Consider the following 9381-nt stretch of genomic DNA (forward strand, 5'->3'; position numbering starts at 1 on the left):
TGTGAATTCTTGCTTGTCTAACTTCTTGTCTAACGTTATTGCTAACAAAACGAGAAGCTCCAAAAGCATCCCAAAAAGCAATCTTCATATCCCAATTAGGATTAATACGACACTTACAAGTCAAAACATCAGACATAAAAAACACACACCTAACATTAAATCTATAAAAAAAACCCCATCTTTATAAAGGATTTAAATTAGTAACACTACAAAAATTATATATGAATATAATACATATATAAACAAAGTGAGAGAGCATTTGAAAACTAATCTTTAAAAAAAAGCTTTCATTTTTTTGTGAAATTCATCTCCAACCTACAGAGGTCGGAGTATTCTTTCACATATTAGATAAAATTATTTAAAAAATTTAAGGTTTTTGTTATATGAACATTTTAATCTCTAACGATGACGGTGTTTTCGCACCGGGAATATTGGCTGCAAAGCAGTCAGTCGAAGACTTGGGCAATATTGTTGTTGTAGCTCCCGACAGGAACAACAGCAGTGTGGGCCGCAGATTAACACTGTTCAAGCATTTGAAAATTGAGCAGTGCAAACTGGATGATGAAAGTCCTGCCTATTCTCTTTCGGGCAGCCCTGCCGATTGTGTTGTTGTCGGCGCAAATTACATAATGGATCAGAAGCCCGATTTGGTGATATGTGGAATAAATCAGGGAGTCAACATAAGCTGTGACATCACATCTTCCGGAACCGTATGTGCTGCCCTTGAAGCAGTAAGCCTTGGAATTCCTGCAATTGCCGTTTCTCTTTTTGTCGATCCCGAGACTTCATACAAACAGGATGAAAACGGCGAATGGTATGTGGACTATGATTTTTCATTAACAAAGAAGGTTCTTCATAATCTGGTATTGAAAATAAAAAATGAAGGATTTCCTGAGGAAGTGGATTTATTTAATTTGAATGTGCCTTCAAATTATGAATGCGAAGAAGTTGAGATAACCCATCTCTCCCATAAGATGCTTGAAAAGGATGTCATTGACAACACTGAAAACGAAAAAGCAGAGATATTCAGCTATCCTTTAGATGAAAATCAAAACAGCGACGATTTGATCATGATAGTGTCTGACCTTGTTAAGCAGTATCCTGAGGGCAGTGATGGATATGCGCTTTTTATTGAAAAAAGACCAAGTTTAACTCCCCTCAATGCAGACATGACCTTTAAAGATTTAAATTCTTTCAAATAACATTTTAAATCATGATTTTCCAGTCAATTCCACCATAATTTATAAAATTTCAAATCGAATGGTTAAAAATTTTATATATAATCATTAATATATATCATATTATATTACAGCATACATGGTGCAGCAATGAAAGTTGAAAGAGAGTTTAGGCAATTTGAGGGCATTGATGAAGTTCGCATTTATGATGCAAGTCATGAGGATTTCTATAATCCCACACATAAGGAGTTTGATGTTGAGGATATCCCCCTTCCGGAGCTTATAAATACTATTCAGGTTGAAATTCATTCATTTATTCCCTATGAAGATGGGAAAGATTTCATTATCCAAAGAATTGGCAATTTCACTCTCAACAAATATCACTGCACTCAAGATGATGCGAAAGGCAGATTATTGAGTAAACTGTCCCCCTTGTTTTATGACATCTTACACGATGATTTCGTTGAAGTCTATCAAAACCACAACATTAAAGAGTTACGCTTCGTCTATTACAATAAAAATAATGTATCAAAACTAAGCAACGCAAAAATAGTCTATGATTCGGGAAAGATTTTTGTAACTTCCCAAAACATCGACACAAAAGTAAGCAACCGTGTAGATCTGGAATACAGAGATTTCGATGAAGACAAAAATGACATAATGGAAAATTTCTCGCAGACCGGAAGCTATTACAAAATCCGCGGAAAATATGCCTGGTCACAGGGAATATACAATATCATAAATCGTGCAAAAGAGGAATCCGATGACTTTTTCAACATAGTTTTTGATTTGGTAATACCTGAAGACAAACACATTGTCGATAAGATTTTCGACGTTACCAATAAAGAAACTGCCCAGTGCAATGAGATTATTCGAATAAAAACCAACGATGGCATTTTGAAAACAATAGAAGTCAATGTATATTCCTATTTTGATGAAAGCGGTATCATCATCCGTCAGGGAATGATGAATGACATAACCCATTATTCAAGAGGTGAACTCACCAGGCCGGTCGATTTCATGATGGACGGTTTTAAAAACAGCAAGAAATTGGCTTTGCTGATTGAACCATTAAATGCAAAACGATTTAACTTCTCTAAAGGTTTCTATTATCTAATTGAAAAGAATTATGAAGAATATGTTCACTCAGATAAGGTTCTGGAGAATATCGTTGAGGATGATGTAGTTCAAAAGATCAATAAGATGCGTACTGGAGAATTGGATAAGATAAATGAAACCCTGACCTTCTGTGTAGATGGAAATCCGAATAAGAAGAAAATTGTTGATTTGTTTATTGAACGATTTGAATATGGAAATTTTATCCACAGCATAGGTTTTCTGACTGATGTAACCGAAGAAAAGGACAAACAGGAAGAGTTAATCGAATCCAATGAAAGTAGACTGATTCTAATTAAGGAGATTCATCATAGAGTCAAAAATAACCTGCAGATTCTAAACAGTTTCCTTAATCTTGAAAAAAGAGCATATAAAGACAAACCCGAAATAATCATTGAACATATGCAAACCCGTTTGCGTTCACTTGCACTGCTTCATGAAAAGACTTACAATTCTCAGGATTTCAAAAAGATCAACTTAAAAGAGTATCTGCTTGACCATGACAGGGTGACAATGAATGTGATTGATTTACCAAATCATATAGAGTTTGAGACTTATGTGGATGAGGATTTGAATCTTTCCCTTGAAGTCATCACTCCGCTACTTTTGATTATTGATGAGATATCTGTAAATGCCATCAAACATGCATTTCCGGATAAAACATCCAACAACAAGATTACCAAGAAAATCCGAAATCTAGGCAATGGTACTGCCGAGATGATAATCAAGGACAACGGTATCGGCATTAAGAATCATGATAGCCTATCAAAGAATCTGGGCTGTGAAATAATCAAAAACCTAACCAGACAGTTAGGCGGAGAAATCAGTTTCATAAAGCAGGAAAAAGGAACTGCATACAGGTTGATTTTCCCTACCGTAATGCAACATACCATCGAATAATATTTATACATTAAAAAAAATAATTTATGGGAAAGTATTTTCCCATCATTTTGTTGTAATGTAGTACACTTTGACTTTAGTTAAAGTGTATCTGCTTGAGAAGTCCTCTTCAGGCCATTCCCATCTTCCATCGTCAAATTCTGCATGATCCGTCTTGACAATCTTACGTCCAGTGTATTTGTCCTTTAGATAGAATTTGGCTTTGATGATTTTGGTGTTTTTTGCCTTTTTAAGGGATACTTTTACCTCCTTTTCACCGTCATCATCATATCTTGTTTTAATTTTTATAACATCATTGTTTTTCAATACTGTACTTTTAGCGTTGCCCTTGATTGTAGCTGTACCGTATTTTCCAACAATAATTTTTGAGGTTTTCATGATGGAATATCTCTCATCATCGCTTGTTATTGAAACTTTATGAGTCCCTACGCTTAATTTCTTTGTATTGATTTTAGCTATACCATATGAATTGGTTTTTACGTTGAAGGTTTTGGCATTTGAGCCACTACCTACTTTTACTTTTAAGTTCACATGACTTATAGGAATGTCATCATCATATCTGTCTTCAACTTCTATTTTGAAATAATTGTTTTTCTTATACATTACAGAAACCGGATCTGCGTCAACTTCTGTTTGTATTTTTCCTGTTTTAGTGATGTAATTGCTTTTTTCCATATCCGTTGTGTAAATAGGATAATCGTCGTTACGCTCATCAACCATGTATTTCGTATTTTGGGATACTACTTGTTCGTCTATATTGTTTTCTTTGCTTAATACTTCAACATTTTCATCGGCTGCCGATATAAAGCCGATGCTTAATATCAAAGCAGCGAATATTAAAAATATTATGGACATTCTTTTTAAGTTCATTTTGATACCTCCAATTTAAACATAATATAGCAAATATTAATTATGTTATGGATATGTTTATTATATAACTAATAGTATATAAATTAGGTATTAAAATTTTTGATATAACGAACAGTTTGTATAATTTTTAAAACCTTAAATGATGATGACAAATCCTTTCCTCAAACTAATCATCAATCATATTTCAAAAGCCCCACAGTGCAAATTATGAATTTAATTCATTTTTTCAGCCTTGAAATTTTTAACTTAATGAGAATAAATTATAAAATAAGAGAAAAGTGAAAATTCTGAAATTTTTTTGATGCTGTAGAGGAAAGTCATCTGAGCCGTAGAATTCATAGAATCAATACATCAAAAAATCATCTGACATTTTCCAACAGTTTTTGATTCAGTAGCTGCATCAAAGATCTCATCATTTCATATGCATGAACTAATTATATCAAGATTATAACTTCTTAATAACAAACAGTAAATTCCAAAAATTTTTACCTTAATTTTTCAAATCCGAGTTAATACATTTTAATAATTTTTTATTATAAAATCAAAATTTAACGAAATCACCATTTTGAAACCACCTGATGTATATGTCTTACCTTACTTTTAACATTTCCCAACAAACTCCCAAATTGTCCGAATTTAATATATAAAGAGAACGTATATTTTATGTAATAATATACGTTAATGGCGAAAAGATACGAAGTCTTTATATACTAAAAAAATCAATAGTATAACAAGGGTTTGAGTAAAGAAATTTAGGGGGCAAAAAGCTTATGATCGAAGTTGATGAGCTAACGGACTACCTAGATGAATACTTAGAAGAAAAACAAGAGGTAAAGAACTTAACTAAAGAAACGGTTAAAAAACAGACTTTCAATATATCCAAATTCATCGAATATCTGGAAAATGAAGGCATAGATGAATTAAATGACAAGAATATTAAAAAACTGTTGAGACATTATCGTAGACACTGTTTAAAACAAAGAGGAAATAAAAGAACAACAGTCAAGACATATATGATGAACATTCTGGAATTCATAAACTCAGAAGATGTCCAGGAAGAAATCCAGCATGAAACCATCAAAATGAAGGATATCATTGAAGTAAAAACCGAAGATCCTGAAACTGCAAAAAAAAGAATTGAGAAAATCTCTTTAACATGGCCACAATCCAATTTCTTTTTAGATACCATCCAACAAAGCGGAAATAAAAGAGATTACGCAATTTGCAGAACATTTATTGATTCCGGAATGAGGCTAAAGGAACTGGTACTTCTAAACAAGGAAGATGTTCAGGTTCCAATCAACGACAGAGGATTTTACGAGCTTCCGGATGACACAAATGAGTTTATTGATGTTTATCTGAGAGCAGAAACTACTAAAGGTGAATCCAAGGACAGAACAACCTTCATCACTTATGATACATTGTGCAGCTTAAATGACATGATGGAAGAGAGGACCACGAAACTGAGAAAAAAGACCAGTGGCATCTATAAACCGGTAATTCAGAGAAAAAAAGCTGCTGAAGAGAAAATCCGTGAAGAATTGTTTACAAACATCAAGGGTGAGCGCATAGGAAAACGTGGTGTTCAGGACTTGATAAAAAAGCATGCACGTGAATGTGATGACAGAATCATAAACGAAAACATTGACTGCAGCATAAACTATAGCAAAAACGTCAGTGTTCACATTCTAAGACACACCGCACTGTCCCATTATGCTGAAATATTGACTGTTGCAGAGGTACAGTCAATTGCAGGTCATTCTAACTCACAGACAACTGACAAGTATATCCACATTGACCGTGAGCAAATGAAACAGAAATTAAAGCTTAACTCCAACAGATTCAACAACTGAAATTAATACCTGATGCAAAATTAAATTAATTTAAATAGTATATTAATCTAATATATTTATGTTATAATTTAATTATTGATTTCTATGAATTTAGGTAAAAAGATTTTTGTATTAGGTATTTTTATAATTTTTATATCCATTTGTGGCGCATATTCTGCTTACAATCATCAAAATACTGATGCACTACCTGTTGTCGGTAATGAAACTGACTCATTTGGCTGTTGTTCTATTGTTTTGCAACTAGAAGGTAATAATTCACTAATGTCATATAGACGTGATTCCAATGTAACAGCCGATATTTTCATTGAAGAGGTAGACTGGCATGGTATTCCTGCCATAAAGCAATATAAAACAGATTATGGATATTTCAACCACGTAATTGTTACCCATGACGGTTGGGTAATAGGATTGGGCGGAATTGATGATGGCGCAGACAGCCAAATCTGTGAAAATATAACCGCACAGATGATTACAGACGACTGCAGCATATCAGAACATGCCTTAAAAAAGATTCAGGAAATCAAGCAACCTTATCAAAAGGGCCATGTTGTTGTCAAAGCCCCTAACGGCAATTATGGTTTTGCAACCCCTACCATGCTTAAAACAGGCAAATTGGTTCCTGGCCAGTACATTTCAATTCCAAACGACTACTCATTATCTCGGGGAGGAAACATTTCACTTGGAATTGATGATAAAATAAAGGCAATGACTGAATTGTCCCAGTCAGACTTGTATGGTCTTGACAGACGTGAAATAGTCACATATGACTTCCAGGTAGGAGATAAAGCCAATACCACTGATATATATGTCGCAAATGATGACGGATCACTTGTTGGTACCAATTATGCTGAGTTCATAGACAATATCCACTTCAACAATACTGTTATTAACGGACCGGACATTCCAATAGGTCCTGATTATGAAAAAATCGGATCTGTTACATTTGAAGATGAAAAGTCAACATTTGACAGCTTGGTTCTCCTGCTGATACTTGCAGGATTTGTAGTTTTCGTCGGAATATTATTCTTTATAGTACTGAAATTCGTAAGATATCTAAGACACAATATTCGACGCTAAAATTTATTAAATTTCATGAAATTTATTAAAAAATAACAAAATTTGAAGAAAATATGCTATTTCAATAGCTTGATATATATGAAGCAGTTGATTTATAGTATTTTCTTAATATTACTTGAGCATAAGTGGTAAAATATATACTAATAGTAGTTTCTGTATATATGGAAAGTGGATAAATATATACATTCTGTATAACTGTAAATTATATAAATATGGAAATATATATTAATACTACTTTACTTAACATATGTAAAATACTATTAATGAATATAGTAGATATTTACCTATTTTAACTATTTTTATATAAATATCTATTAATACATATTTAGGGTTAATATACGGAAATACTTTTCCGACTATGGTAATATCACACTAACAAGAATTTTAGTAAAAATATCGTCTTAAAACAATTAATATCCTTAAATAAAAATAGATATATCTTAATTTTATGACAAAATGATTTTAATGACTATTTTAATTAATTTAATTACAAAAGAATCTGGTTTAAATAAAATACCCATTCAATGAGCTTGGATTTTATAAGATTTATTAATTTTTACGAAATTTAATAAATTTTAGGTTTGGATGATATATTTCTAAAATCCAAGAAGGATTTTAATGCCTATGAGTATAAGAATAACTCCACCAAGAATTTGGAATTTGTCTCCAACATAATTTCCCAATTTCTTTCCAATGAAAATACCTGCCACACTAAATATGAAGGCAACTACACCAATAATTGCGGATGAGATTAAAATAGGATCATTTAGAAGAGCTATTGTAATTCCAACTGCAAATGCATCAATGCTAGTTGCTATTGCAAGAAGTGTAACCTCCTTAAATGAGAAATAATCATTCATTTCATCTTCATCACTTGACAGGCTTTCGCGAATCATGTTCAGCCCGATTGCCAAAAGAAGAACGAAACCTATTATCGGCGCAAGGGATTCAACAATATTTGCGATAACATTTCCACAGAAATATCCTATTATAGGCATCAAAGCCTGAAATCCTCCAAAAAAGATTCCATAACATATAATCTGAGTCCTTGTCAAGTCCCTTTGGGTAAATCCTTTAGTCATTGATACACTGAATGCATCCATTGCAAGGGCTACAGCGATTAGAAAAGTTGAAATTATATTGAAAGCCATCAGTTAAAACTATGTAAATTATTTTATAAATATCTATTTAAATATAAAAATCATCATAAATATTACCATGAAAGACATATTCGACAGATGCCAATTTGGAAACCTGACACTAAACAGCAGAATCGTCAGAACAGGACTTTGGGAATCTCAAAGGGAAAAGTCAGGAAACATGACACCCGAAATATACAACAGATATGAAAACATTGCAGCAAGCGGAGTCGGTTTAATCATTACTGAGCTGTACTCTCTTTATCCGAGAGACGTATTCTCCAAATATTCAAATACTATCCACTACACTCATTTTGCCCGTGAGGCACGTGACCTGGCAGACCTTGTTCATGTCTATGACGTTCCGATTTTTGCCCAGCTTGGATTTGTCCAATTCAACAAGAAAACGCAACAGAATATTGGAGTTGAAAAAATCTCCATCGAAGATATCCGAAAAATCCAAACAGACATGATAATTGCCGCCCAAAAGTTCGACTATGCAGGTTTTGACGGAATCCAACTGGGGCTTGGAAACTACTATTTCCTGTCAAGATTCATCAATCCCGCATTCAACACACGTGAAGACGACTATGGCGGAAACACATTCAATCGCCTTAGAATCGTTCTTGAGATTATAAGAGTCATCAAGGAAAATACCGGTCTTCACATCAACTGCAGGCTGAATGCATTTGACGGGTCAGTAAACGGAATGACTCTGGCCGAGACAATTGAAGTTTCAAAACTGCTTGAAAAATACGGTGCGGATTCCTTGCAGATAACACGTCCACGCTCACCGCAGTTTTTCACACGTGAAAACACAGACAGGAATCCCCTTATTGATGCCACATCTGAAATACTTAAAGGCATTGACATTCCTGTTATTTTGGGTGGAGGTGCCACAGGTCAAAAGCAGATTAATGATATCCTGAATTCTACCGATATCGAATTCATCTCAATGCAAAGGCCTTTTGTACATGACCCAAGCTTTCTTGTTGACTGGCAGATTGAGGGAAATGGCACAAGCATGTGCAAAACCTGCAACAACTGCTACTGGAAAAAGACCAGTACCTGTCACATCAAAAGACAACCCAAGTTAAACATATAATTTTTTAATGGCTCTCAATTTAATCAAAGCAATATTGAATTAAATGGCATGCAATATATGAATTGGCAATTAGGTATTTGTATCATATATATGCTATTATTCATATTGCCTAAACTTTTTTAAAAAATTTTGCAGTTCCTCAT

General features: G+C 33.5%; 7 protein-coding genes. 5 read left to right on the plus strand and 2 right to left on the minus strand.

Going from position 1 to position 9381, the window contains the following annotated elements:
* Nucleotides 1-383: 383 nt before the first annotated feature.
* Together surE and ACJMLO_RS07060 are read left to right on the plus strand one after the other, a co-directional pair.
* A complete protein-coding gene (gene surE, locus ACJMLO_RS07055) occupies nucleotides 384-1202 on the plus strand; it encodes a 5'/3'-nucleotidase SurE (protein WP_405295297.1) in 819 nt (272 codons plus the stop codon).
* 126 nt (nucleotides 1203-1328) lie between these two features.
* Nucleotides 1329-3194, plus strand: a complete 1866-nt coding sequence (locus tag ACJMLO_RS07060; RefSeq protein WP_405295299.1) for a histidine kinase dimerization/phosphoacceptor domain -containing protein — start codon at nucleotides 1329-1331, stop codon at nucleotides 3192-3194.
* Between the two features lie 45 nt (nucleotides 3195-3239).
* Here the strand turns inward: ACJMLO_RS07060 and ACJMLO_RS07065 are convergent, their stop codons facing one another.
* On the minus strand, nucleotides 3240-4064 hold the full coding sequence (locus ACJMLO_RS07065) for a hypothetical protein (protein WP_405295301.1): 825 nt from the start codon (nucleotides 4062-4064) through the stop codon (nucleotides 3240-3242).
* Between the two features lie 770 nt (nucleotides 4065-4834).
* Here ACJMLO_RS07065 and ACJMLO_RS07070 point away from each other — a divergent pair.
* Both ACJMLO_RS07070 and ACJMLO_RS07075 read left to right on the plus strand, forming a co-directional pair.
* Nucleotides 4835-5917 carry a tyrosine-type recombinase/integrase gene (locus ACJMLO_RS07070; RefSeq protein WP_405295303.1) on the plus strand — a complete coding sequence of 361 codons (1083 nt, stop codon included), beginning with the start codon at nucleotides 4835-4837 and terminating at the stop codon, nucleotides 5915-5917.
* 84 nt (nucleotides 5918-6001) lie between these two features.
* On the plus strand, nucleotides 6002-6994 hold the full coding sequence (locus tag ACJMLO_RS07075; protein ID WP_405295305.1) for a hypothetical protein: 993 nt from the start codon (nucleotides 6002-6004) through the stop codon (nucleotides 6992-6994).
* Nucleotides 6995-7590: 596 nt separating this feature from the next.
* On the opposite strand, the gene ACJMLO_RS07080 is transcribed toward ACJMLO_RS07075, so the two are convergent.
* On the minus strand, nucleotides 7591-8145 hold the full coding sequence (locus ACJMLO_RS07080) for a manganese efflux pump MntP family protein (protein ID WP_405295307.1): 555 nt from the start codon (nucleotides 8143-8145) through the stop codon (nucleotides 7591-7593).
* Between the two features lie 67 nt (nucleotides 8146-8212).
* Between ACJMLO_RS07080 and ACJMLO_RS07085 the strand changes: the two genes are divergently transcribed.
* Nucleotides 8213-9238 carry an NADH-dependent flavin oxidoreductase gene (locus tag ACJMLO_RS07085; protein WP_405295309.1) on the plus strand — a complete coding sequence of 342 codons (1026 nt, stop codon included), beginning with the start codon at nucleotides 8213-8215 and terminating at the stop codon, nucleotides 9236-9238.
* The last annotated feature ends 143 nt before the right edge of the window (nucleotides 9239-9381 follow it).

It is taken from the genome of Methanobrevibacter sp., assembly GCF_045120835.1.
GTDB lineage: Archaea > Methanobacteriota > Methanobacteria > Methanobacteriales > Methanobacteriaceae > Methanocatella.

Coding starts and splice junctions, on each gene's coding strand:
- surE (WP_405295297.1), top strand. CDS start 384: ATGAACATTTTAATCTCTAACGATGACGGTGTTTTCGCACCGGGAATA.
- ACJMLO_RS07065 (WP_405295301.1), bottom strand. CDS start 4,064: ATGAACTTAAAAAGAATGTCCATAATATTTTTAATATTCGCTGCTTTG.
- ACJMLO_RS07075 (WP_405295305.1), top strand. CDS start 6,002: ATGAATTTAGGTAAAAAGATTTTTGTATTAGGTATTTTTATAATTTTT.
- ACJMLO_RS07085 (WP_405295309.1), top strand. CDS start 8,213: ATGAAAGACATATTCGACAGATGCCAATTTGGAAACCTGACACTAAAC.
- ACJMLO_RS07080 (WP_405295307.1), bottom strand. CDS start 8,145: ATGGCTTTCAATATAATTTCAACTTTTCTAATCGCTGTAGCCCTTGCA.
- ACJMLO_RS07060 (WP_405295299.1), top strand. CDS start 1,329: ATGAAAGTTGAAAGAGAGTTTAGGCAATTTGAGGGCATTGATGAAGTT.
- ACJMLO_RS07070 (WP_405295303.1), top strand. CDS start 4,835: ATGATCGAAGTTGATGAGCTAACGGACTACCTAGATGAATACTTAGAA.